The organism is Stenotrophomonas sp. S41, assembly GCF_016624625.1.
Lineage (GTDB): Bacteria > Pseudomonadota > Gammaproteobacteria > Xanthomonadales > Xanthomonadaceae > Stenotrophomonas.
Window position 1 is genome coordinate 1 of the sequence record NZ_JACVTV010000069.1, and the last position, 22,655, is coordinate 22,655.

General features: G+C 68.2%; 14 protein-coding genes and 1 pseudogene. 8 read left to right on the plus strand and 7 right to left on the minus strand.

Annotated elements, in window-relative coordinates:
• Nucleotides 1–114 precede the first annotated feature (114 nt).
• The 7 genes from IAE56_RS14170 to IAE56_RS14200 all read left to right on the plus strand — a co-directional run bounded on the left by IAE56_RS14170 (nucleotide 115) and on the right by IAE56_RS14200 (nucleotide 8,680).
• On the plus strand, nucleotides 115–2,277 hold the full coding sequence (locus IAE56_RS14170) for a S46 family peptidase (RefSeq protein WP_200752964.1): 2,163 nt from the start codon (nucleotides 115–117) through the stop codon (nucleotides 2,275–2,277).
• Between the two features lie 180 nt (nucleotides 2,278–2,457).
• Nucleotides 2,458–3,102 carry a histidine phosphatase family protein gene (locus tag IAE56_RS14175; RefSeq protein ID WP_200752965.1) on the plus strand — a complete coding sequence of 215 codons (645 nt, stop codon included), beginning with the start codon at nucleotides 2,458–2,460 and terminating at the stop codon, nucleotides 3,100–3,102.
• Nucleotides 3,103–3,137: 35 nt separating this feature from the next.
• Entirely contained in the window at nucleotides 3,138–4,409 is a 1,272-nt protein-coding gene (folC, locus tag IAE56_RS14180; RefSeq protein WP_200752966.1) for a bifunctional tetrahydrofolate synthase/dihydrofolate synthase, read from the plus strand.
• Nucleotides 4,410–4,488: 79 nt separating this feature from the next.
• Nucleotides 4,489–5,520 (plus strand): SPOR domain-containing protein, encoded by a 1,032-nt coding sequence (locus IAE56_RS14185; RefSeq protein ID WP_200752967.1) that lies wholly within the window; start codon nucleotides 4,489–4,491, stop codon nucleotides 5,518–5,520.
• A 46-nt stretch (nucleotides 5,521–5,566) separates the two neighbouring features.
• On the plus strand, nucleotides 5,567–6,319 hold the full coding sequence (locus IAE56_RS14190) for a CvpA family protein (RefSeq protein WP_234456088.1): 753 nt from the start codon (nucleotides 5,567–5,569) through the stop codon (nucleotides 6,317–6,319).
• 59 nt (nucleotides 6,320–6,378) lie between these two features.
• Nucleotides 6,379–7,845: an amidophosphoribosyltransferase gene (purF, locus tag IAE56_RS14195; protein WP_108767876.1), complete on the plus strand. Its 1,467-nt coding sequence runs from the start codon at nucleotides 6,379–6,381 to the stop codon at nucleotides 7,843–7,845.
• 10 nt (nucleotides 7,846–7,855) lie between these two features.
• Nucleotides 7,856–8,680, plus strand: coding sequence for a ferritin-like domain-containing protein (locus tag IAE56_RS14200; protein WP_200752968.1), 825 nt, complete (start codon nucleotides 7,856–7,858; stop codon nucleotides 8,678–8,680).
• Between the two features lie 71 nt (nucleotides 8,681–8,751).
• Here IAE56_RS14200 and IAE56_RS14205 read toward each other — a convergent pair whose 3' ends face one another.
• A complete protein-coding gene (locus IAE56_RS14205) occupies nucleotides 8,752–10,233 on the minus strand; it encodes a DUF2235 domain-containing protein (RefSeq protein ID WP_200752969.1) in 1,482 nt (493 codons plus the stop codon).
• Nucleotides 10,234–10,459: 226 nt separating this feature from the next.
• Between IAE56_RS14205 and IAE56_RS14210 the strand changes: the two genes are divergently transcribed.
• Nucleotides 10,460–11,713, plus strand: a complete 1,254-nt coding sequence (locus IAE56_RS14210; protein ID WP_200752970.1) for a M12 family metallo-peptidase — start codon at nucleotides 10,460–10,462, stop codon at nucleotides 11,711–11,713.
• Nucleotides 11,714–11,807: 94 nt separating this feature from the next.
• On the opposite strand, the gene lpxH is transcribed toward IAE56_RS14210, so the two are convergent.
• The 6 genes and pseudogenes from lpxH to ppx form a co-directional block, all read right to left on the minus strand.
• A complete protein-coding gene (gene lpxH, locus IAE56_RS14215) occupies nucleotides 11,808–12,554 on the minus strand; it encodes a UDP-2,3-diacylglucosamine diphosphatase (RefSeq protein ID WP_200752971.1) in 747 nt (248 codons plus the stop codon).
• 77 nt (nucleotides 12,555–12,631) lie between these two features.
• Entirely contained in the window at nucleotides 12,632–13,171 is a 540-nt protein-coding gene (locus IAE56_RS14220) for a phosphatase PAP2 family protein (RefSeq protein ID WP_108767881.1), read from the minus strand.
• Nucleotides 13,152–14,359, minus strand: a pseudogene (locus IAE56_RS14225) (glycosyltransferase family 1 protein). The gene IAE56_RS14220 and the pseudogene IAE56_RS14225 overlap by 20 nt, the downstream one beginning before the upstream one ends.
• 124 nt (nucleotides 14,360–14,483) lie before the next feature.
• Nucleotides 14,484–17,405 carry a TonB-dependent receptor gene (locus tag IAE56_RS14230; RefSeq protein ID WP_200752972.1) on the minus strand — a complete coding sequence of 974 codons (2,922 nt, stop codon included), beginning with the start codon at nucleotides 17,403–17,405 and terminating at the stop codon, nucleotides 14,484–14,486.
• A 322-nt stretch (nucleotides 17,406–17,727) separates the two neighbouring features.
• Nucleotides 17,728–20,634, minus strand: a complete 2,907-nt coding sequence (locus tag IAE56_RS14235) for a TonB-dependent receptor (protein ID WP_200752973.1) — start codon at nucleotides 20,632–20,634, stop codon at nucleotides 17,728–17,730.
• Between the two features lie 365 nt (nucleotides 20,635–20,999).
• Nucleotides 21,000–22,526: an exopolyphosphatase gene (gene ppx / locus IAE56_RS14240; protein ID WP_200752974.1), complete on the minus strand. Its 1,527-nt coding sequence runs from the start codon at nucleotides 22,524–22,526 to the stop codon at nucleotides 21,000–21,002.
• Nucleotides 22,527–22,655: the final 129 nt, after the last annotated feature.

The following is a 22,655-nucleotide window of genomic DNA, read 5'->3' on the forward strand; positions in this document are numbered from 1 at the left end:
GGAAATACGCAGCGTGCCTGTGTGCGCACCGTAGCACGGCCAAGTGGAGCGGGGCAGGGGGGCGGGGCAGGGGGCTGGGCTACACTCGGCGGTTCTTTCACCAGGGGCCGCTCGATGCGCTCGAACCTGCTTGCATTCTCCGTCGTCGCCAGCCTCGGGCTGGTCCAGGTCGCCCATGCCGCCGAAGGCATGTGGGTGCCGCAGCAGCTGCCGGAAATCGCCGGCCCGCTGCAGAAGGCCGGCCTGAAGCTGTCCCCTGAACAGCTGGCCGACCTGACCGGCGACCCGATGGGCGCGGTGGTCGCGCTCGGCGGCTGCACCGCCAGCTTCGTCTCCCCGCAGGGCCTGGTGGTCACCAACCACCACTGTGCCTACGGCGCCATCCAGCTGAACTCGACCGCGCAGAAGAACCTGATCAAGGACGGCTTCAACGCGCCCAAGCTCAGCGATGAACTGAGTGCCGGCCCGAACGCACGCGTCTTCGTGCTCGACCAGATCACCGACGTCACCGCCCAGGCCAAGGCCGCCATCGCTGCCGCCGGCAAGGATCCGCTGGCCCGCAGCCGCGCCCTGGATGCCTTCGACAAGGCCCAGGTCGCCGCCTGTGAAGCCGATGCCGGCTTCCGCTGCCGCCTGTACTCGTTCAGCGGCGGCAACACCTACCGCCTGTTCCGCAACATGGAAATCAAGGACGTGCGCCTGGTCTACGCGCCCCCGGGCAGCGTCGGCAAGTTCGGCGGCGACATCGACAACTGGATGTGGCCGCGCCACACCGGCGATTTCTCGTTCTACCGCGCCTACGTCGGCAAGGACGGCAAGCCGGCGGCGTTCTCGGCCGACAACGTGCCCTACCAGCCCAAGCACTTCCTGAAGTTCGCCGACCAGCCGCTGGGTGCCGACGACTTCGTGATGGTGGCTGGCTACCCGGGCCGCACCAACCGCTACGCCCTGGCCGGTGAGTTCAACGAGACCGCCAGCTTCACCTACCCGACCATCGCCCGCCACTACAACGCGGTGCTGAAGATGATCGACGAGGCCGGCAAGGCCGACCCGGACGTGAAGGTGAAGTACGCCGCCACCGCCGCCAGCATGAACAACGTGGCCAAGAACTACCTGGGCCAGCTGGAAGGCTTCAAGCGCATCGACGCGGCCGGCCAGAAGCAGGCCGAAGAAGCGGCCGTGCTGGCCTGGCTGAAGAAGCAGGGCGCCGCCGGCAAGCCGGCCCTGGCCGCGCACGCGCAGCTGCTCAAGCACCTGGATACCAGCAAGGCCACGCGTGAGCGCGACCTGTTCGTGTCGCAGTTCAACAACACCTCGGCCGTCAGCGCCGCCATCACCCTGTACCGCCTGTCGATCGAGCGCACCAAGCCGGACGCCGAGCGCGAAGCCGGCTACCAGCAGCGCGACCTGACCACCATCGAAGGTGGCCTGAAGCAGATGGACCGCCGCTACGTGGCGAAGATGGACCAGCAGCTGCAGACCTACTGGCTGGACCAGTACGTGTCCCTGCCGGCCGCGCAGCGTGACAACGAAGTGCTGAACAAGTGGTTGGCTGGCAGCGACGAGGCAGCCGTGAAGTCGCTGGTCGGCAAGCTGTCGGGCACCCAGCTGGGCAGCCTCGACACGCGCCTGAAGTGGTTCAGCGCCGACCGCGCCGCCTTCGAAGCCAGCACCGATCCGGCCATTCAGTACGCCGTGGCCGTCATGCCGGCGCTGCTGAAGCAGGAAGAACAGCGCAAGATCCGCGAAGGCGAATCGCTGACCGCGCGTCCGCTGTACCTGCAGGCCGTGGCCGACTACAAGAAGAGCCAGGGCGAGTTCGTCTACCCGGATGCCAACCTGTCGCTGCGCATCACCTTCGGCAACGTCATGGGCTATGGCAAGGACGGCGTGCAGTACACCCCGTTCACCACCCTGGAAGGCGTGGCCGCCAAGGAAACCGGCGAAGATCCGTTCGATTCGCCGAAGGCGCTGCTCGATGCAGTCAAGGCCAAGCGTTACGGCGGCCTGGAAGACAAGCGCATTGGTTCGGTGCCGGTGAACTTCCTGTCCAACCTGGACATCACCGGCGGCAATTCCGGTTCGCCGGTGCTGGACGCGCACGGCAAGCTGGTCGGCCTGGCCTTCGACGGCAACTGGGAATCGGTCAGCTCCAACTGGGTGTTCGATCCGGTGATGACCCGCATGATCGCCGTGGACAGCCGCTACATGCAGTGGATCATGCAGGAAGTGGCGCCGGCGCCGCAGCTGCTGAAGGAACTGAACCTGGCGAAGTAAGGTAGTGCCGGCCGCTGGCCGGCAACCATGCGCAAACCTGAAGCCCCGCGACCCTGGTCGCGGGGTTTTTTCATGCCCTGACCGGCCCGGTCCGCCGAACAGGTATCATCCCTGTTCCGCGTACTTCACAGGATGTGAACGAAACGCGGAAACCTCCTCCCCCCAGGACCCCTTGTTCGCATGCGCATCCTGCTTGCCCGTCACGGCGAAACGCCGTGGAACGCCGAAGGCCGCTACCAGGGCCAGATCGACATCCCGCTTTCGCCCATCGGCGAAGCCCAGGCCCAGGCCCTGGGCGCCCGTCTCGCTTCGGTGGACATCACCCGTGCGGTGGCCTCGCCGCTGTCGCGCGCCCAGCTGACCGCCCAGCTCGCCCTCGGTGCCGACCGCGCCGCCATGCTGCAGACCGAACCGGAACTGCAGGAAATCGCCCACGGTGAGTGGGAAGGCCTGCTGGCCAGCGAGATCAACGAAAAAGACCCGTCGCGCCTGAAGGCCTGGCGCGAGGAACCTGATACCGTGCTGATGCCCGGCGGCGAATCGCTGCGCCTGGTGCTCGAGCGCAGCTGGCGTGGCCTGGCGCGTGCCGCCGAAGGCCTCGGCGAGCACGATACCCTGCTGGTGGTCGCCCATGACGCGGTCAACCGGGTGATCCTGTGCAGGATCCTCGGCCTGCCGATTTCCCGCCTGTGGACCTTCCGCCAGGCGCCGACCACCCTGAACCTGCTCGAAGGCCCCGACCTGGACAGCCTGGAAGTGGTGCGCCTGAACGACTGCGCCCACCACACGCCGTTCTTCGGCGAAGCCAAGCACCGCGCCCTCTGATTCCCGAACCACCTGCTTCTGCTGGAACCCCTGCCGTGACGAACACCCCGACCACCCTGGCCGACTGGCTGGACTACATTGAACGCCAGCACCCGGCGACCATCGACATGGGCCTGGAGCGCGTACGCGCCGTGGCTACCGCGATGGGCCTGGGCGCACCGGCCGGGCACACCATCGTGGTCGGTGGCACCAACGGCAAGGGCTCCACGGTTGCTTTCATCGAGGCCATCGGCCGTGCCGCCGGCTGGAAGGTCGGCGCGTACACCTCGCCGCACCTGCTGCGCTACAACGAGCGGGTGCGCATCGATGGCCAGGACGTGGACGACGCCGCGCTGGTCGCGGCGTTCAACACGGTGGAAGCGGCACGCGGTGACATCACCCTGACCTATTTCGAGTACGGCACGCTGGCTGCGCTGCAGCTGTTCGCCGATGCCGGACTGGACCTGGCGGTGCTCGAAGTGGGCCTGGGCGGCCGCCTGGATGCGGTCAACATCATCGATGCCGACGTCTCGGTCATCACCACCGTGGACATCGACCATGCCGAATGGCTGGGCGAGGACCGCGAGGCGATCGGCACCGAGAAGGCCGGCATCATCCGCGGCTGGAAGCCGGTGATCCTGGGCGAGACCGATCCGCCGTCCAGCGTGCTGGCACGCGCCTATCTGGTGGGCGCCAATGCCATCCGCGGTGGCAGCGACTATTTCTACGAGCCGATCGATGCCCAGCGCTGGCGCTGGCGCGATGTCGGCCTGCGCATGGAACTGCCGACCCCGGCCCTGGCCGGCCCGATCCAGCTGGCCAATGCCGGTGCCGCCATCGCCGCGCTGCGCGCGCTGGACAAGCCGGTGCCGCGTGCGGCGTGGGCCGCGGGCATCGCTGCCGCGCGCATCGCCGGCCGCATGCAGGCCTTCGAGCGCGATGGCGTGCAGATCCGCGTGGACGTCGGCCACAACCCGCAGGCCGCAGGCCAGCTGGCGCGCGCGCTGAACGCCGAAGTGGCCACCGGCCGCACCCTGGCGGTGTACGCGGCGCTGCAGGACAAGGACGCCGTGGGCGTGGTGCAGGCGCTGCAGGACAGCGTCGCGCAGTGGACCCTGGCCGGCCTTGAAGGCCCGCGTGGGCAGACCGCGCAGCAGCTGCAGGCGCGCCTGGCCGATACGCCGGCCGCCACCGCCGCGCTGGCCGACAGCGTCGAACAGGCGCTGCAGCAGGTGCTGGCCCAGGCCGGGCGCGGTGACCGGGTGCTGGTGTTCGGCTCGTTCCACACCGCTGCCGCCGCGCTGCAGTGGCTGCAGGACCGTTCCTGATCCGCGTTCAGCCAGCGCCGACGCGGTCCGCTCCGGCACCCGTATAATCGACCCATCTCCGCCCTGTCGCCTGCCTCACGTGGATACGCCTCTGAAACAGCGTCTGATTGGTGCCATCGTCCTGGTGGCCTTGGCCGTGATTTTCCTGCCGATGCTGGTCAAGGGGCCTGCCCCGGACAGTGGCGTGGCCAATGTGCCGATCGCCGCGCCCGACGCGCCGGGCGATGGCCAGTTCGAAACCCGTGAGCTGCCGCTGGTCGCCCCGGCCGGTGGCGCCACCGGGCTGCAGAGCGGCCAGGCCAAGCCGGTCGAAGAAGCTGCCGCGCCGGCCACCCCACCCACCGTCGATACCTCGCCGGCCGTCGCTGCCGGCAACTACGCGGTCACCTTCGGTGCCTACGGCAGCCAGGCCGATGCCGATGCCGTCATCGCCTACCTGAAGCGTTCGCAGCTGCCGGGCTTCACCGAAACCGCATCGATCAATGGCCGCCCGGCCTGGCGCGTGCGCGTGGGGCCGTATGCCGACCGCGCGCAGGCCGAAGCCGCGCGCCTGCAGGCCGTCAAGGTCCGCGGTGACGTGAAGGCCGAAGTGATCACCCTGGACGCCAGCACCGCGCCGTCCGCGGCCGTGGCCGCCACCCCGGCCGCACCCAGCACCAGCACACCGGTCGCGGCGCCGTCGCCGGCGGCCAGCAACCCGGTGCGCAGCGAAAGCCTGCCGGCCAGCACCCCGACCGCCGCAGCGCCGCCGGCCGCCAAGCCGGAAGCACCCAAGCCGCAGTCCAAGCCTGAACCGGCCAAGCCGCAGCCGAAGCCGGAAGCCACGGCCAGCAAGCCCGAGGCCCCGGCCACGCCGGCCGCTCCGGCTGCCAGCGGTGTCGGCTTCGCTGTACAGCTGGGCGCGTTCGGCCAGGCCAACGATGCCAATGCGCTGCGCGACAAGGTCCGCGCTGCCGGTTTCAGCGCCTTCGTCGAGCAGGTCCGCACCGAGAAGGGCACCCTGCACCGCGTGCGGGTCGGGCCGGTGGCCAACCGCGCCGACGCCGAACAGCTGAAGGCGCAGGTCGCCGCCAAGGTCGGCGTGGCCGGCATGGTGCGACCACACCCATGACCTGCCCGCAGCCCCGTTGCCAGCGCCGCCGAAGGAGCGGGGCGCCATGATCGACGTGGTGCTGCTGATCGTGATCGCCGCTTCGGCCCTGCTCGGGCTGCTGCGCGGCTTCGTGAGCATCGTCATCGGCACCGTCTCATGGCTGGTCGCCGCCTGGGCGGCCTTTGCCTTCGGCGGTGATGCTGCGCGCTGGTGGTCGGCCCCGGCCGCACCGGGCGGCGAGCACTTCATCGGTGGCTACCTGAGCGTCGGCATCGGCGTGATGCTGGTGGTCGCGGTCATCGGCATGGTCATCAAGCACATCGTCCATCGCAACATGCTGGGCAGCCTGGACCGCCTGCTGGGCGGGGTGCTGGGCACCGTGCGTGGCGGGCTGATCGCGGCCATCCTGTTGCTGGTGGGCAGCTTTACCCCGTTGACCGCCGAGTCGTCCTGGCGCAACTCCAGCCTGCGCCCGGTACTGAACCCGGCCGTGGCCTGGATGAACAGCAAGCTGCCGCACTGGGAGGTGCCGGGCGCCGATCTGCTGCCCAAGGCCTTGCCAGTGGACACTTTGTCCCCATCTGCGTTGATGGAAATGGGCAAGAGCGCGAGCGGCGGGTTGGGCAAGCCGGGCGCGACAGGCGATAATGGCATCCTCAACCAGGTAGTGGCGGGCAGCGGATGGCTGCGGCCTGCGAAAGCGGAACAGGGCAGCGAACATGATCCGGCCGAAGTGCGCCCGGATGCCCCAGCACTGCCAGGCAACATCGAGCCGGACGATCCGGCCAACGTCGACCGCAGGCGCGGCGATCACTGAAGGCCAGGCATGGCCACCTTCCCTGTAACTGGGCGCATGCCCAGCGGAGACCTCGCACCATGTGTGGCATCGTCGGAATCGTCGGCAACCAGAACGTCGCCGGGCAGTTGTATGACGGCTTGACCGTCCTCCAGCATCGCGGCCAGGACGCGGCAGGCATCGCCACCGCCAGCGGCAGCCGCCTGCGGGTACAGAAGGCCACCGGCCTGGTCCGCGACGTGTTCGACGCCCGCACCATGTCCACCCTGGAAGGCAACATCGGCATCGCCCACGTGCGTTACCCGACTGCCGGTTCGGAAGGCATGGACGAGGCGCAGCCGTTCTACGTCAATTCGCCGTACGGCATCGCGCTGGCCCACAACGGCAACCTGATCAACACCGAAGACCTGCGTCGCCAGGTGTTCGAGCAGGACCGCCGCAACGTCAACACCGATTCGGACAGCGAAGTGCTGCTGAACGTGTTCGCCTACGAACTGGAACAACAGCGCCAGCTCAGCCCGGAAGCAGCCATCCGTGCCGTCGCCGGCGTGCACCGCCGCTGCAAGGGCGGCTATGCGGTGGTCAGCGTAGTGCTGGGCCTGGGCCTGGTCGCCTTCCGCGATCCGCATGGCATCCGTCCGCTGGTGCTGGGCAAGCGCAGCCACGCCGAAGGTGACGAGTACATCGTGGCCTCCGAATCGGCCGCGCTGGACGTGCTGGGCTTCCAGCGCGTGCGCGACGTGCAGCCGGGCGAAGCGCTGGTGATCACCGCGCGTGGCGAGCTGTTCTCGGAGATCTGCGCCGAGCCGGCCGAGCACACCCCGTGCATCTTCGAGTACGTGTACTTCGCACGCCCCGATTCGATGATCGACAACGTGTCGGTGCACAAGGCGCGCATGCGCATGGGCATCAAGCTGGGCGAGAAGATCCTGCGCCTGCGCCCGGACCACGACATCGACACCATCATCCCGATCCCGGACACCTCGCGCGATGCCGCGCTGGAAATCTCCAACGTGCTCGGCGTGAAGTACCGCGAAGGCTTCATCAAGAACCGCTACATCGGCCGTACCTTCATCATGCCGGGGCAGGGTGAGCGGGTGAAGTCGGTGCGCCGCAAGCTCAACCCGATCCACCTGGAGTTCCGCAACCGCGTGGTGCTGCTGGTGGACGATTCGATCGTGCGCGGCACCACCAGCCAGCAGATCGTGCAGATGGCCCGTGACGCGGGCGCGCGCAAGGTCTACCTGGCCAGCGCCGCGCCGCCGGTGCGTTTCCCGAACATCTACGGCATCGACATGCCGGCGGCCGAGGAACTGGTCGCGCACAACCGCACGGTGGAAGAGATCGAAGCCCACCTGGGCTGCGACTGGCTGATCTACCAGGACATCGAGGACATGGAAGCGGCGGTGAGCGAAGGCAACACGGCGCTGCGCAGCTTCGATTCGTCGTGCTTCAACGGCCATTACCCGACGGGCATCGAGCCAGGCTACTTCGAACGCATCCAGCAGCTGCGTTCGGACGACGCCAAGCACAAGCGCCGCGCCTGAGGTCCAGGCCGTGGTGGATGTCCCCGACGTCGGTGGCGACCTGCTGCGCGCTGCGCAGCAGTGCCTCGCCGAAGCCGACCCGCTGCGCAAGGTCGCGCTGACCCAGGCCTATGCGGCCGCGTTCCGTGCCGGCCGCCTGAAGGTGGCCGCCGCCGCGCCGCCGCCCGACGCGATCCGCATGCCCGGCCGTCCCGCGCAGCTGGTGCTGGTACACCCGCGGCAGGTGCCGCGTCGCGGGCTGGGCGGGGTCGAAGGCCGCGCCGCCTTCATCCACGCCATCGCCCATATCGAACTGAACGCGATCGACCTGGCCTGGGATGCGGTGTATCGCTTCCGTGGCCTGCCGGCGGCGTTCCATGCCGACTGGGTCAGCTGCGCCGATGACGAGTCGCGGCACTTCCTGCTGCTGCGCGAGCGGCTGCAGGTGCATGGCCACGAATACGCCGATTTCCCCGCGCACAACGGCCTGTGGGAAATGTGCGAGAAGACCGCCCACGATGGCCTGGCGCGCATGGCACTGGTGCCGCGCGTGCTGGAAGCCCGCGGGCTGGACGTGACGCCGGGCATGATCGAGAAGCTGCGCAATGTCGGCGACGCTGAAACTGCCGATGTGCTGGAAGTGATCCTGCGCGAGGAAGTGGCGCACGTCGCTGCCGGTTCGCGCTGGTACCGCTGGTACTGCGAACGTGCCGGCGTCGAACCGCGCGCACGCTTCAAGGAACTGCTGCTGGAATACGCCGGCGGCTACCTGCACGGCCCGTTCAATCTCGAAGCCCGCCTGCTGGCCGGTTTCGATGCCGACGAACTGGCCAACCTGATCGAACAGGCCGGTTGATCCATCCACGCATGGCGTGGATCTACTTCATCAGGCTGCACCAGTAGATCCACGCCATGCGTGGATGCTTTTCAGGCGTTGGGCAACACCACGCGCCTGCCATCCACGGTCGGCCGGTTGATGTAGAACAACCCCGGCCCGGGTCGATACGGCAACTCGCTCACCCCGGCATCGGCGGTGTAGGTCAGCGCGGTGTCGCCCAGTGCATCGAAGTTCCAGTGCGCCGACTGCATCAGGTAGCGGCGGCGCAGCAGCGCTTCCTGGGTCGGGGTCAATGCCTGGCCCTCCAGCAGCCGCCGCGCGATCGGCTGCAGTGCAGCGGGCAGCGCCCAGTCCGCCACGCCGGCGGCCTCGGCGGTCCATTGCACGCCGGCGTCGTGGGCCTGCCGCTGCATCACCTGCAGCGCGATCAGCTGGTAACGCCAGTCGATGGGCCGGCGCAGCACCACCGCTGCGGTCACGTACAGCACCGGGGCCAGCAGCACGCTGCGGCTGCCGGCACGGCGCTGCTGCTGCCACTGGTGCCAGACATCCACCCACACCTCCTTCTCATCCACGCCCAGCTGCTGCCGCCAACGCTCGGCATCGGCCTGTGCTTCGGCGTACACCGTGGTCGCCTGCAGCTGCGCCAGCGAAGGCGTCTGGTAGTCGGGTACCGGCGGACGGCGCAGCTGCTGCCGGCGCGGACGGCTCAGCAGCTTCGGACCTTCCTCGGTCTGGTCGTAGCCACCGCCGATGTTGGCATGCACGCCGGGCAGCACGATCTCGGCGTGCGCCGGTGTCACCGTGGTCAGCGGGTAGTGCTGGCGGTGTTCATCGCGGGCCACCAGCTGCACCACGCGGCCGGCGATGCCCGCAGGCAGGGCCAGCTGCGGCTGCTCATCGGCACGGCCGCCGCTGACCGCCACCACCGTGTCGAACAGGCCGATGAAGCGCAGCGCAGGTCGCTGCACCGCGAAATCCACAGCGCAGGCCAGGCCCGCCTGCACCAGTAGCTGACGCCAGCGCGCACTGTCCCAGCCACGCAGCTGGTTGGCGACATCGCGGGCCGCCGCTGCGCCACGCGAGTAACCGAACAGATCCACCTGCACGCCGTGCAGCGGGGTGTGCGGCCTGGCAGCGAGTGCGGCCAGGGCAGCCGGCAGCAGCACCTGCAGCGCGCGCTGCACCTTGGCGCGCACGCCGCTGGCACCCACGCCGAAGGCCAGCCCGATCAGATCGTCCTCGGCATCATCGCGGGTGCCGACGCCTTCGATGTAGATCGCCAGTGATGCGCCGCCCCGGGGCGTGCGCCGGCTGTCCGGGTACAGCTGGTACAGCCGGGTGATGTTGGTGGTGCCGTTGTCGTAACTGCTGGTCAGCCGGCTCTGGTAGGTCGAGTCGTCGTCGGCACGCAGCAGGGCAGGGCGCGGCTGCGGGGCCTGCGGGCGCCCGCGCGCGAGGTTGTGCGCGTTGTTGCGGGTGCCGTCGAAGAACATGCCGATGTGCAGCACGCCGATGCGCAGCACGCCGGGATCGGCGTCGGTGTCTGCCTGGTGCTGGCCTGGTGCCATGTGCATTCCCCGTCGTGGCCACGTCACGGTGGCGCGAAAGCTGCGTGTTGGCGAAGTGTACTGCCGCTTTTTACCTGACTGAACGCCGCTGCGCTCCATCACAGATCCGGATTCCCACCTGGATCGTCTATTGAATTCACATGCGTCGGACGGGCCGAATGGCCAGACCCGGCAAACCGGGTCGTGATGCATCAAGGCTGTCCACCTCACTTCAGGAGCGACCAGAATGATGTCCAGATCGATGGGTAGAACGGCGGTTGGCGTGTTGTTGGGCCTTTCGGTGGCGGCGGCGGCCAGTGCTGCGTCGTTGTTTGAACCGGTGACCATCCTCAGCCGCGCTTCGGCCGGCAGTGATCCCGCGCTGGCCCGGCTGCTGTCCACGCCGTCCACCGCCACGGTGCAGGAAGTGCGCATCGATGCGGCCGCCACCGCGCAGCCGCAGCTGGAATTCGAGCTGCTTGGGCAGAAGGTGCAGGCGACCCGCAGCAGGGTCGAAGCGCTGCCCGATGGTGGCAGCGTCTGGTATGGCCAGATCCGCATCCCGTCGGACCGCCTGCAGAAGGCCACCTCCAACGGCCAGGACGATCCGGGCAATTCGCTGATCGTGGTGCGCTCGGGCAACACCCTCACCGGCTCGATCCGCAAGGACGGCAAGCTGTACCGCCTGCGTCCACTGGGCGACCGCCATATCCTGGTGGCGGTGGATGAAACCCGGATGCCGGCCGATCATCCGGCCGACTACAACCAGCTGCCGAAGATTCCGATGGGGGACAGTGAACGCCTCGGCATCGCCCAGGCCTCGTCGGGCACGCCGGCCACCATCCGCGTGCTGGTGGTGGCCACCAATGCGGCGGTGGCGGCCTACGGCGGCAACATGCAGTCGCTGGTGCAGCTGGCAGTGGCCGAATCCAACCAGGGGTATGCCAACAGCAACGTCGGCATCACCATGCAGCTGGCCGGTTATGAAACCACCAGCTACACCGAGTCGGGCAACTTCACCACCGACCTCACCCGCTTCCGCAACACCAGCGACGGTTACATGGACAGCATCCATGCCAGCCGCAACGCCACCACGGCGGATGTCGGCGTGCTGCTGATCAACAACACCAGCTACTGCGGCCTGGCCTCGGGCATTGGTTCAACCGCGGCGACGGCGTTCGCGGCGGTGTACTGGGACTGCGCAACGGGCTACTACTCCTTCGCCCACGAGATCGGCCACCTGCAGAGTGCCCGGCATGACATCGCCAACGATCCGAGCACCTCGCCGTATGCGTTCGGCCACGGCTACCGTTACGAGCCGGCCAGCGGTACCGGCTGGCGCACGATCATGGCCTATGACTGCACCCGTGGCTGCCCGCGCCTGAACTACTGGTCCAACCCGAACATCAGCTACAACGGCATCCCGATGGGCATTGCCAGTTCGGCCGACAACCAGCGCGTACTGGTCACCACCAAGCAGACGGTGGCCGGCTTCCGCTGAGGCGGTTACCGGATGGCACCCGCCGACCAAGGTCGGCGTCTACCGGCCCAAGCGGCCTGGTAGATGCCAACCTTGGTGGGCACCCGGCAATCCGTCATTCGCGCTTGAGCGAATCCAGACGCCAGCCGTCGGCATCCACGCGCAGGACCGAACCCTGTTCGTACCAGTCGCCCAGGACGATGCGGGTGCAGCTGCGGCCGCCGGCCTGCAGCGTGTGGATGGCCGGGCGATGGGTGTGGCCGTGGATCATCGTGTCCACGCCATGGCGCACGAAAGTCGCCTCGACTTCGGCCGGGGCCACGTCGGTGACCGTCTCGAACTGCGCGCGGTCACCCTGCTTCATCTCCGACTGGCGTGCCTGGCTGGCATCGCGCGCCTTCTGCGCAAAGGCGATGCGTGCGGCCAGCGGCTGCGACAGGAACTGCGCCTGGAACACCGGGTCGCGGGTCTGCGCACGGAACTGCTGGTAGGGGATGTCATCGGTGCAGAGCAGGTCGCCGTGCTGCAGCATCACCGCACGGCCGTACAGCTCGATCACGCACGGGTCGGGCAGGATGCGCAGGCCGGCGCGGCGGGCGTAGTCCTCGCCCAACAGGAAATCGCGGTTGCCACGCATGAAGAACACCGGCACGCCGCTGTCGGCCAGCACCTTCAGCGCATCGGCCACCGCATCGGCGGCCGGCGAAGGCGTGTCATCGCCGATCCAGGCTTCGAACAGGTCGCCCAGGATGTACAGCGCGTCCGCGCCGGGCGCGTCCTCGCGCAGGAAGCGCAGGAACAGGTCGGTGATGGCTGGACGGCTGGGGTCCAGGTGCAGATCGGAAATGAACAGCGTCGTCATGCAGTCATTCTAGGGCATCGGCTCGCCGCGTCGGGGTCAGATCCCTTTCCTGCGGAAAGGGCTCTGACCCCTGGGGGCTACACCGGCAGCGGCAGCCAGGCCAGGCTGGCCGCAGCCAGCAGCGCGGCGATGCCGGTGGCGGCCAGCACGTCGCTCGGGTAGTGCAGGCCCAGCACCACGCGCGACAGGCCCACGCCGAAGGTGAAGGGCACCAGCAACGGCGCCAGCCACGGGTAGTAGGCCAGCGCCACGATGGTGAACGACACCGCGTGCAGGGTGTGCCCGGAAGGGAAGCTGAACTCGTCCAGCGGTGCCACCCAGGCGCGGATGCGCAGGTCGGCCGCGTACGGGCGCGGGCGCCGGGTCCAGCGCTTCAGGCCCTTGTACAGCAGCAGGGCGGCGAGGCCGGTGGCGGCCATGTGCACCGACGCGCGCAGGCCGTCGAAGCCATCGACCAGCACCAGTGCACCCATCAGCACGTACCAGAACACGCCATCACCCAGGCGGCTGATGACCGAGAACAGGCGGCGCACGCGGCGGCGCCGGCAGTAGTGGTTGGCCCGGCGGCACAGCCGTGCTTCGCGGCCGGCCAGTCCTTCAAGCGGCGTTGTGCGCATGTCCGGTCCTCCGTGCCTGGGCCAGTTCGGCCAGCAGCGTTTCGAATTCGGCCACCACCTGCTGCGGGTGCAGGCGCTTCATCGCGCGGGCGGCGTTGCTGCCCAGTTCGCGGCGCAGCGCATCGTCGCTGGCCAGCTGCACGGCCGCCTCGACGAACGCCTCGTCGGTATCCACGGCCGCGCCGTTTTCACCATTGCGCAGGTACTCGCGCGCGGCGCCGTAATCGAAGGCCACCGTGGCCAGGCCGCAGGCCATGCTTTCCAGGGTCACGTTGCCGAACGTCTCGCTGCGGCTGGGGAACAGGAACAGGTCGCCGCTGGCGAAGTGGCGGGCCAGGGCGTCGCCGCGCTGGATGCCGCAGAAGATGAAATCCGGATTCTCGTGCGCCAGCTTCTCGCGCGCCGGGCCGTCGCCGACGAACACGAAGCGCGCTTTCGGCCGCACCTGCTGCAGGCGGCGGAAGGCCTTCACCGCCAGCCCGAGATTCTTCTCGGCGGCGATGCGGCCGACGTAGATGGCGACCAGGCCGTTGCCGTCGACGCCCCATTCCTCGCGCAGGGCGGGATCGCGCCGGCTGGGTTCGAACTGCTGGCTGTCGACGGCGCGGGCCAGCAGGCGCACCCGCTCGAAGCCCTGGTCGGTGAGGAACTGCTGCAGTTCGCGGGTCGGCACCAGGGTGGCATCGGCCTGGTTGTGGAAGCGGCGCATCCAGCGCATCGCCGCCGTCTGCAGCCAGGCCACGCCGTAGTCGGGCAGGTATTCGTCGAAGCGGGTGTGGAAGCCGGTCGCCACCGGGATGCCAAGGCGGCGGGCGGTGCGCAGCGCCGACCAGCCCAGCGGGCCTTCGGTGGCGATGTAGACCGCATCGGGACGCTGCTGCTGCCAGTGCCGGCCGAGCCGGATCGGCGCGGGCAGGCCGAAGCGCAGGCCGGGGTAGCGGGGCAGGGCGGGGGGGGGGCCCCCCCCCCGGCGGGGGCGGGCCCCCGCCGGGGGGGGGGGGGGGGGGGGGGGGCGCCCCCCCCCCGCGGGGGGGGGGGCCCCGCGTCCAGTGCTTCACTGGCCTGTCGTGGACGGATCAGGTCGACCTCATGTCCGGACGCGCGCAGGCCCTGCTCCAGGCCCTGCACGGTGAGCGCGACGCCGTTGACTTCCGGCGGATAGGTCTCGGTGACAATGGCATGGCGCATGGCGGGCCTCCGGTTTTCCGGCATGCTCGGCCCTGCCCATGTAGTGGTTGTGACCACTTTGCGACTGTGGGATGACGGCCGCGTCGGCCAATGAAAGCACGGCCCTGAAGGGCCGTGCCGTGGATCAGAAGCGCTGCTGGTACTTCATGTAGATGAAGCGGCCGATGTCGTAGCCACCGTAATAGGAGAAGTTGGCGCTCGGCTGGGTGTACATGATCGGGCCGTACTTCTCGAACACGTTGTTGGCACCGACCGAGACGGTCGCGTCCCACGGCAGCGAGTAGCGGACCTGCACGTCGTGGAAGGTGGTCGAGCCGCGGCGGTTGTAGTTGCGCACGCCGCTGTACCACGGCGCCTGCTGGCCCGGGTGCGAGCATTCGTCGGCATGCAGGCGCGGGCTGAAGCACTGTTCCTTCACCGCCGAGTAGTAGCGCAGGCCCCAGTTGATGCCGAAGTTGCCGCGCTCCCAGTCCAGCGACAGGTTGGAGCGGGTGCGGAAACCGATGCCGCTCGCGCCGGCCAGGCCGTTGCCCGGTGTCGGTACCACGTCCATGTCATTGGTGCTGCGTTCCAGCGCGGACACCACGTAGGTGCTCTTCCAGTCGGTGCGCAGGGTGCCCCAGTCGGTTTCCCAGCGATGGCTCAGTTCCAGGTCATAGCCTTCGGTTTCGCGGAAGCCGCTGTTGCGCACGCCGTAAGTCAGCCTGTCGACGATGCCCAGCACCGGGTCGCGGGTGAAGCCGGCACAGCGTTCGGCGATGCCCAGTTCATAGCAGTCGCGCAGCATGTCGTTGGGGTGGTCGGCGACGATGGTGTTGTCGATGCGGATCTTCCACCAGTCCAGCGCGACGTTCAGGCCGGGCGCGAAGCCCGGGCTCCAGACCACGCCGAGGGTGCGGCTGGTGGCGGTTTCCGGCTGCAGGTCGGGGTTGGAGCCGTTGGTGAACGGCAGCGGAGTCTGGCCACTGCTGCTTTCGATCGGCACGTTGCCCTGGCCCAGCTGGCGGTAGCTGTCGGCGTTGGCGATGTCGGCCGCGCAGCGCGCACGCACGGCCGGGCTGCTGGCGGCGGCGCCGTACACCGTGTCGCAGGGATCGCGGAAGCCGACGGTGAAGGTCTGCGAACCGCCGCCATACAGATTGGCGATGGTCGGCGAGCGGAAGCCCTGTGCCCAGGTGCCGCGCAGCAGCACCTGCTCGATGGGCTTCCAGGTGAAGCCGAACTTGCTGTTGAGGGTGTCGCCGAAGGTGCTGTAATCCGAATAGCGGGTGGCGGCATTGACGGTGAGCTCGTGCGCCGCGGGCAGGTCGCGCAGCAGCGGCACGCTCAGCTCCAGGTAGGCCTCATCCACCCGGTAGCCCCCGCCGGTCGGCCCCGCGGCGAGGTTGGTGGTGGCGCCGGTCTGGGCCAGCGGGTCGGGAATGAAGCGGCCGTCCTCGCGGCGGCTCTCCAGGCCCACGGCCATGCCGAGGTCGCCGGCCGGCAGGGTCAGCACGGTGCCGCTCAGGGTGGCGAACAGGTTGCGGCTGGTGGTGCGGCCGCGGCTGATCTCCTCGGGGAACAGCCAGTCCATCAGGGCCTGGTTGCCCGCCAGGCCATTGGCGTCATGCTGGCCATAGGGCACCAGCGGATTCCACGGCATGCAGCCGGCCACCGGTGCGCCCGGCGTACCGCATTCGACCTTGCCGGTCGCGGCGTTGTAGATCGAAGGGCCGGTGGCATCCTCGACGCGCTGCTTGTGCAGGTTGCCGGTCGCGCGCTGGGTCAGTTCGCTGCGGTTGTACTGGTAGCCCGCTTCCCAGTCGAAGCCGTGCGCGCCGACTTCGAAGCTGCCCTCGAACGCGGCCACGCCCTGCCAGGTGGTGAGGTCGCTGACGCTCACGCGCGGGACTTCCCAGAGGCGCCGGTTCCAGTTCACGTCGCTGGGTGCCTGGTAGCCGTGGTGGCTGCCGAACGGATTGAACCAGCTGTCCTTCGACATCGGGTTGATGCCCGCGGCGCCGGACTGGAACGGGTAGCCGGCGATCTGCCGGGTGGTCTCGCGTCGGTTGTAGGCCAGCTGGGTGTTGAAGTGCAGCGCATCGGTCAGCGCCACGCGGCCATCGACGAAGATCGAATCGCGCTTGATCGGCGTCTGCACATGCATCTGCTCGTTGCTGTTGCTGACATCGCCGGTGAACGGCGTGTCATCGCTCAGGTGGAAGCTGCCCGGGCCACCGGGCGCAGCACCACGATCCAGCGAGTAGCTGCAGCCACGGCTGCTGGCGCAGCCCGGGCCATTGAAGCCGGTGATGCGGCCCCACTGGCCGACCGACGTCCAGCCATCGGCGGGATGGCGGTCGGTGTTGGTGTAGGCGCTGAACCAACGATCGCGGGCCCACACGCCTTTCTCTTCGACGTGCTCGGCGGCGAAGCTGATCGAGGCGCGGTCATTGGACCACCCGCCCACCACGTCGTACTGCGTGCGGGCGCCGTCGCCCTGGCTGTACTGGCCCTGGTAGATGCTGGCGCGGAGGCCTTCCACGTTGCGGCGGGTGATGATGTTGACCACGCCGGCCATCGCATCGGAACCATAGATGGCCGATGCGCCGTCCTTGAGCACTTCCATGCGTTCGACGGCAGCGGCAGGCAGGGTGGAAATATCCTGCAGGCCGCCGGTGGTCATGCCCATGCGCTTGCCGTTGACCAGCACCAGGGTGCGTTGTGCGCCCAGCCCGCGCATGTCCACGAAGCTGCCGCCGGCGGCCTCGCCTGCCGACAACGGACTGGCGCGGCTGGCGGCGGGGCTGCCCATCGCGGTCAGGTTCTGCAGGATGTCGGCCACCGAGTTGAAGCCCTGGCGTTCGATGTCGGCGCGGCTGATGGTCAGCACCGGCTGCGCGGTTTCCAGGTCGACCTGGCGGATGCGCGAACCGGTGATCTCGATGCGGTCCAGCGTGGTCGGGGCGGCGGAATCCTGGGCCAGTGCGGGCAGGGTGGCGGCGGTGCCGGCCGTGGCCAGCGCACAGCGGATCGCCCAACCCAACGGGGAGGTGCTCGGCGTCATGCGGTCTCTCTCTCTATGTGTGGAAACGGACACCCGAAGCGCGGGCCTGTCCGGCCGCCACGACCTGCGTCGCGACGGCATCCCACTAATGCGCAGGGTTCAAATTCCGTAAAGGCGGAAAGCGACCATTGACCGCACCGAGGCTGTCGTGTTCCGCGTTACCTGCGCACGTTCAATGCCTTGCGCGCGCTGCAGCGCAGAAAGACAGGCCCGGGAAGAGCACGAAGCCGCCTCGCCAGTGCAGCGCAGAGCAGTTCATTGGCGACAAAAAAAACCACGGCCCCGAAGGGCCGTGGTCGTGGTGTTGCGGCGGCGCGATGGATCAGAAGCGCTGCTGGTACTTCATGTAGACGAAGCGGCCGATGTCGTAGCCACCGTAGTACGAGAACACCGAGTTCGGCTTGGTGTACATCACCGGGCCGTACTTCTCGAACACGTTGTTGGCGCCGACCGACACGGTGGCATCCCACGGCAGGCTGTAGCGGAACTGCACGTCGTGGAAGGTGACCGAACCACGTTCGTTGTAGTTGCGGGTACCGGCGTACCACGGTGCGCGCACGCCCGGATCGGAGCACTCGTCCGGATGCGCGCTGACGCTCAGGCACTGCTCCTTGACGCCGGAGTAGTAACGCGCGGTCCAGGTGACGCCGAAGTTGCCCAGGTCCCAGCCCACGGTCAGGTTGGAGCGCACGCGGAAGCCGCTGCCGATGCCGTTGGTCGGGGTCGGCACCACGGTGGTGTCGTTGGTCGAACGGAAGATGTTCGAGCTGACGTAGGTGGTCGACCAGGCGCTGGTGAACTTGCCGTAGGAATCGGTATCCCAGCGATAGGTCACGTCCATGTCGTAACCTTCGGTTTCCAGGAAGCCGGCGTTACGGTTGCCGTAGGTCAGCTTGTTGACGATGCCGTTGACCGGATCACGGGTGAACTGTGCGCAGCGCGAGGTCACGCCCTGCTCATAGCAGTCGATCAGGATCTGGTTCGGGCTGTCGGCAACGATGGTGTTGTCGATGCGGATCTTCCACCAGTCCAGCGAGGCGTTGAAGTTCGGGATGAAGCTCGGGCTCCACACCAGGCCCAGCGTCTTGCTCTTGGAGGTTTCCGGCTGCAGCAGCGGGTTGGAGCCGCTGGTGAACGGCACCGGGGTCTGGTCGGTGCTGCTGGTGATCGGCACCAGGCCCTGCTTCAGCTGGCGGTAGTTGTTGGCATCGGCGATGTCTCGGGCGCAGCGGGCACGCACTTCGGCGCTGGTGCGCGAAGCGCCGTACACGGTGTCGCAGGGATCGGCGTAACCGGTGGTGAAGGTTTCCGAACCGCCACCGTACAGGTCATTGATGGTCGGCGCGCGGAAGCCTTCGGCCCAGGTACCACGGACCAGCAGCTGGTCCAGCGGCTTCCACTTGAAGCCGAACTTGCTGTTGAGCGTGTTGCCGAAGGTGTCGTAGTCGGAGAAGCGGGTCGCTGCGTTCAGCGACAGCTCCTTCGCGCCCGGCAGGTCGGCCAGCAGCGGCGCATTCAGCTCCAGGTAGGCTTCGTTGACGCGGTAGCCGCCACCGGTCGGACCCGAGGCCAGGTTGGTGGTGGCGCCGGTCTGGGCCAGGGCATCGGGAATGAACTCACCGGTTTCCTTGCGGTTTTCCAGGCCGAATGCAAAGCCCAGGTCACCGCCCGGCAGGGTCACGATGCTGCCCGCGATGGAGGCGAAGAAGTTCTTGCCGACGGTCTTGCCGGAGGAATCTTCGGCCGGCATCAGGTAGTCGATCAGCGCCTGGTTGCCGGTCAGGCCGTACGGACTGACCACGCCTGCGGCGACCAGCGGATTCCAGACCATGCAGTTGGCGATCGGCGCGGCAGCGGTGCCGCACTCGACCTTGCCGGTGGCAGCGTTGTAGTACGACGGGCCGACCGCGTTCTTCACGCGTTCCTTGTGCAGGTTGCCGGTGGCGTGCTGGCGCAGCTCGTTCTTGTTGTACTGGTAGCCCACTTCCCAGTCGAAGAAGCGCTCACCGATATCGAACGAACCACCGAAGGCGGCCACGGCACGGTAGGTCTTCAGCGAGCTGTCGCTGACGCGCGGCACTTCCCAGGTGCGGTGGTTCCAGGCCACGGCGGTCGGGGTGGCGTAACCGTGCTGGCTGCCGAACGGGTTGAAGTAGCTGTTGACCGACATCGCGCCGATGCCGGCGGTGGACGACTGCAGCGGGTAACCGGCGATCTGGCGGCTCGAGTCACGCTTGTTGTAGCCCAGCTGCGTGCTGAAGTGGATCGCGTCGGTGATGTTCAGGCGGCCATCGACGAACACCGAATCCCGCTTCAGCGGATAGTTCAGGTGCATCTGCTCGTTGGTGTTGCTGACATCGCCATTCGGCGCATTCGGATTGGTGATGTGGTAGTTGGCCGGGTTCAGCGGGTCGCTGCCGCGGTTGAGCGAGTAGCCGCAGCTGGTGGCGGTGCAGCCCGGGCCCTTCAGGCCGGTGATCTGGCCGTACTGGCTGACGGTGGTCCAGCCTTCGGTCGGATGGCGGTCGGTGTTGCTGAAGGCGCTGAACCAGCGGTCCTTGGCCCACACGGCCTTTTCTTCGGCGTGTTCGGCCGAGATGGTGATCGAGCCGCGGTCGTTGGACCAGCCGGCGACCACGTCGATGCGGTCACGGCCGCCGTCGCCCTGGCTGTACTGGCCGTGGTAGACGTTGGCGGTCACGCCCGACACGTCATGGCGGGTGATGATGTTGACCACGCCGGCCATGGCGTCGGAGCCGTAGATGGCCGAGGCGCCGTCCTTCAGCACTTCGATGCGCTCGACGGCCGACACCGGCAGGGTCGAGATGTCCTGGTAGCCGGAGGTGCTCATGCCCAGGCGCTTGCCGTTGACCAGCACCAGGGTGCGCTGGGTACCCAGGTTGCGCATGTCGATGTAGGTACCACCGGCGTTCTCACCGGCGGTCAGCACGTTGGCGCGGCTGATGGTCGGGCTGCCCATCGCGGTGACGTTCTGCAGGATGTCGGACACCGAGGCGAAGCCCTGGCGTTCGATATCGGTGCGCGAGATCGCCAGCACCGGGTTCGCGCTCTCCACGTCGACCTGGCGGATGCGCGAGCCGGTGATTTCGATGCGGTCGAGGGTCGTGGGGGCGCCGTCCTGGGCGAATGCGGGCAGCGCAATGGTTGCGGTGCCGACGATCAGGGCCTGGCGGATCGCCTTGCCCAGCACGGTGGTGCGTGAAGTCATCGCGTCTCTCTCTCTGTGAAGCTGTGGGCGCAGGGCCAAAGGGGCCCTGCAAATAGCGGTTCGGGTCGAAGCGACTGAGCCGGTGACTTCGATTTATTCTCGTTCGTTAACCAGATGTAAAGGGGTTGTTGCCAAATGTGTCAAAAGTTGTCGCGCGGCTTTCATCTAAACTTAATAAAAGCAAGGCCTTAGGGTCACGGTGCTGTCGCCAGATTCGGCACAGTCCGGCAGCCTGAATGCCCATTCAGCTTCAAAAGTGCGCAAACGCGCACGCGAAAACGGCCCCGTCAGGGGCCGTCGTCAGGTCGGGATGGGGCGTGTCGGGATGGGGCGTCGCGGCGGCTGGCGATGCCAGGCCGCCGGGGTCAGGCCACGAAGGGGCGGAACTGGATGCCCAGTCCGGCCAGGCCCTCGGTCTCGCCGATCAGGTCGGCGCGCAGCAGCGGCCGCGGGTCGATGAAGGCCTGCGGCACGATCAGCGACAGGCGGGTCTCGTCGGCGGTCAGTTCCAGCTTCGGCAGCGGCGCGTCTTCGTGGGCGCGGTTGAGCAGCACGGCCAGCCGCAGCAGGGCGGTCAGGCGGCGCGCGGTCAGCAGCAGGCGCTCGGGCAGGGCATCGAAGGCCGACTTGCCGACGCTGCGCCGGTGGCTGCGCACCAGGGCGGCCAGCATCTGCTGCTCCTGCCGCGAGAAGCCGGCGATGTCGGAGTTCTCCAGCACGTAGCTGCCATGCACGTGGTAACCACTGTGGGCGATCATCAGGCCCAGCTCGTGCAGGCGCGCGGCCCAGCCGAGCATGCGGGCGTCGTCGGCATCCAGCTTCCAGCGCTCCTGCACCTGCTCCAGCAGCGACAGGGCGGTGTCCTGCACGCGGTCGGCCTGCACGGTGTCGATGCCATAGCGCAGGGTCAGCGCCGCCACCGATTCGTCGCGCGGATCGTTCTCGCCGGCACGGCCGACGATGTCGTACAGGATGCCTTCGCGCATGGCGGCCTTGCTGACCAGCAGCTTCTCCAGGCCCAGCGCCTGGAAAGCGGCCTCCAGCACCAGGATGCCGCCGGCGATGATCGGCCGGCGGTCGGCGGACAGCCCGGGCAGCACGATGTCGTCGATCTTCTTGGCCTTCAGCAGTTCGTCGCGCAGCTGCGGCAGGGCTTCGGCGGTGATCGCGCCCTTGCTCAGCTTCATCGTGGCGCAGATCTCGCTGATCGCCTTGTGCGTGCCCGACGAGCCCAGGGCTTCCTGCCAGCCCAGCGCGCGGTACTTGCTGGCGAACGGCTGGAACTCACGGCCGATCTCGGCCAGCGCGTCCTTCCAGCGCTTGCGGCTGAGCTTGCCGCCGGGGAAGAAGCGACGGGTGCTGGCGATGCAGCCGGCCTGCAGGCTCTCGCGCTCGAGGGTCTGCATGCCCTTGCCGATGATGAATTCGGTGGAACCGCCGCCGATGTCGATCACCAGGCGGCGCTGGTCGGCCTTGGGCGGCTGTGCATGGGCCACGCCGAGGTAGATCAGGCGCGCTTCTTCGCGGCCGCTGACCACTTCGATGGCATGGCCGAGCGCGGTTTCGGCCGGCACCAGGAACGACTGCGGAGAGCGCAGCTGGCGCACGGTGTTGGTGGCCAGGGCGCGCACGCGGTGCGGGGGCACGTTGCGGATGCGCTGGCCGAAGCGGGCCAGGCATTCCAGCGCGCGCTGCCGTGCGGCGGTGGACAGGCCGCCCTTGCCATCAAGGCCATCGGCCATGCGTACCGTTTCGCGCAGGCGGTCGATGACGCGCAGCTGGCCGAGCGTGTAGCGCGCGATGACCATGTGGAAGCTGTTGGAGCCAAGGTCGATGGCGGCCAGCAGGTCGCCATCCTGCAATGCGGGCGGAGTCGTGGTGGTATGCGGCATGGGCGAATGTTAGCCGAAGGGGCGGTGTGCTCGTCACCGCGCGGCCTTCACATTTTGTAGGGGGAGTGCGGTAGTGGCGGCCCCGGGGCGGCCCCCGGGGGGGTACACATGGGGGGCAAACGGCGGGGG

What these genes read in the sequence shown, in the direction of transcription:
- IAE56_RS14220 (WP_108767881.1), bottom strand. Translation starts at nt 13,171, where the DNA reads ATGCGCACAACGCCGCTTGAAGGACTGGCCGGCCGCGAAGCACGGCTG.
- IAE56_RS14230 (WP_200752972.1), bottom strand. Translation starts at nt 17,405, where the DNA reads ATGACGCCGAGCACCTCCCCGTTGGGTTGGGCGATCCGCTGTGCGCTG.
- ppx (WP_200752974.1), bottom strand. Translation starts at nt 22,526, where the DNA reads ATGCCGCATACCACCACGACTCCGCCCGCATTGCAGGATGGCGACCTG.
- IAE56_RS14235 (WP_200752973.1), bottom strand. Translation starts at nt 20,634, where the DNA reads ATGACTTCACGCACCACCGTGCTGGGCAAGGCGATCCGCCAGGCCCTG.
- IAE56_RS14175 (WP_200752965.1), top strand. Translation starts at nt 2,458, where the DNA reads ATGCGCATCCTGCTTGCCCGTCACGGCGAAACGCCGTGGAACGCCGAA.
- lpxH (WP_200752971.1), bottom strand. Translation starts at nt 12,554, where the DNA reads ATGACGACGCTGTTCATTTCCGATCTGCACCTGGACCCCAGCCGTCCA.
- IAE56_RS14205 (WP_200752969.1), bottom strand. Translation starts at nt 10,233, where the DNA reads ATGGCACCAGGCCAGCACCAGGCAGACACCGACGCCGATCCCGGCGTG.
- IAE56_RS14210 (WP_200752970.1), top strand. Translation starts at nt 10,460, where the DNA reads ATGATGTCCAGATCGATGGGTAGAACGGCGGTTGGCGTGTTGTTGGGC.
- IAE56_RS14170 (WP_200752964.1), top strand. Translation starts at nt 115, where the DNA reads ATGCGCTCGAACCTGCTTGCATTCTCCGTCGTCGCCAGCCTCGGGCTG.
- purF (WP_108767876.1), top strand. Translation starts at nt 6,379, where the DNA reads ATGTGTGGCATCGTCGGAATCGTCGGCAACCAGAACGTCGCCGGGCAG.
- IAE56_RS14190 (WP_234456088.1), top strand. Translation starts at nt 5,567, where the DNA reads ATGATCGACGTGGTGCTGCTGATCGTGATCGCCGCTTCGGCCCTGCTC.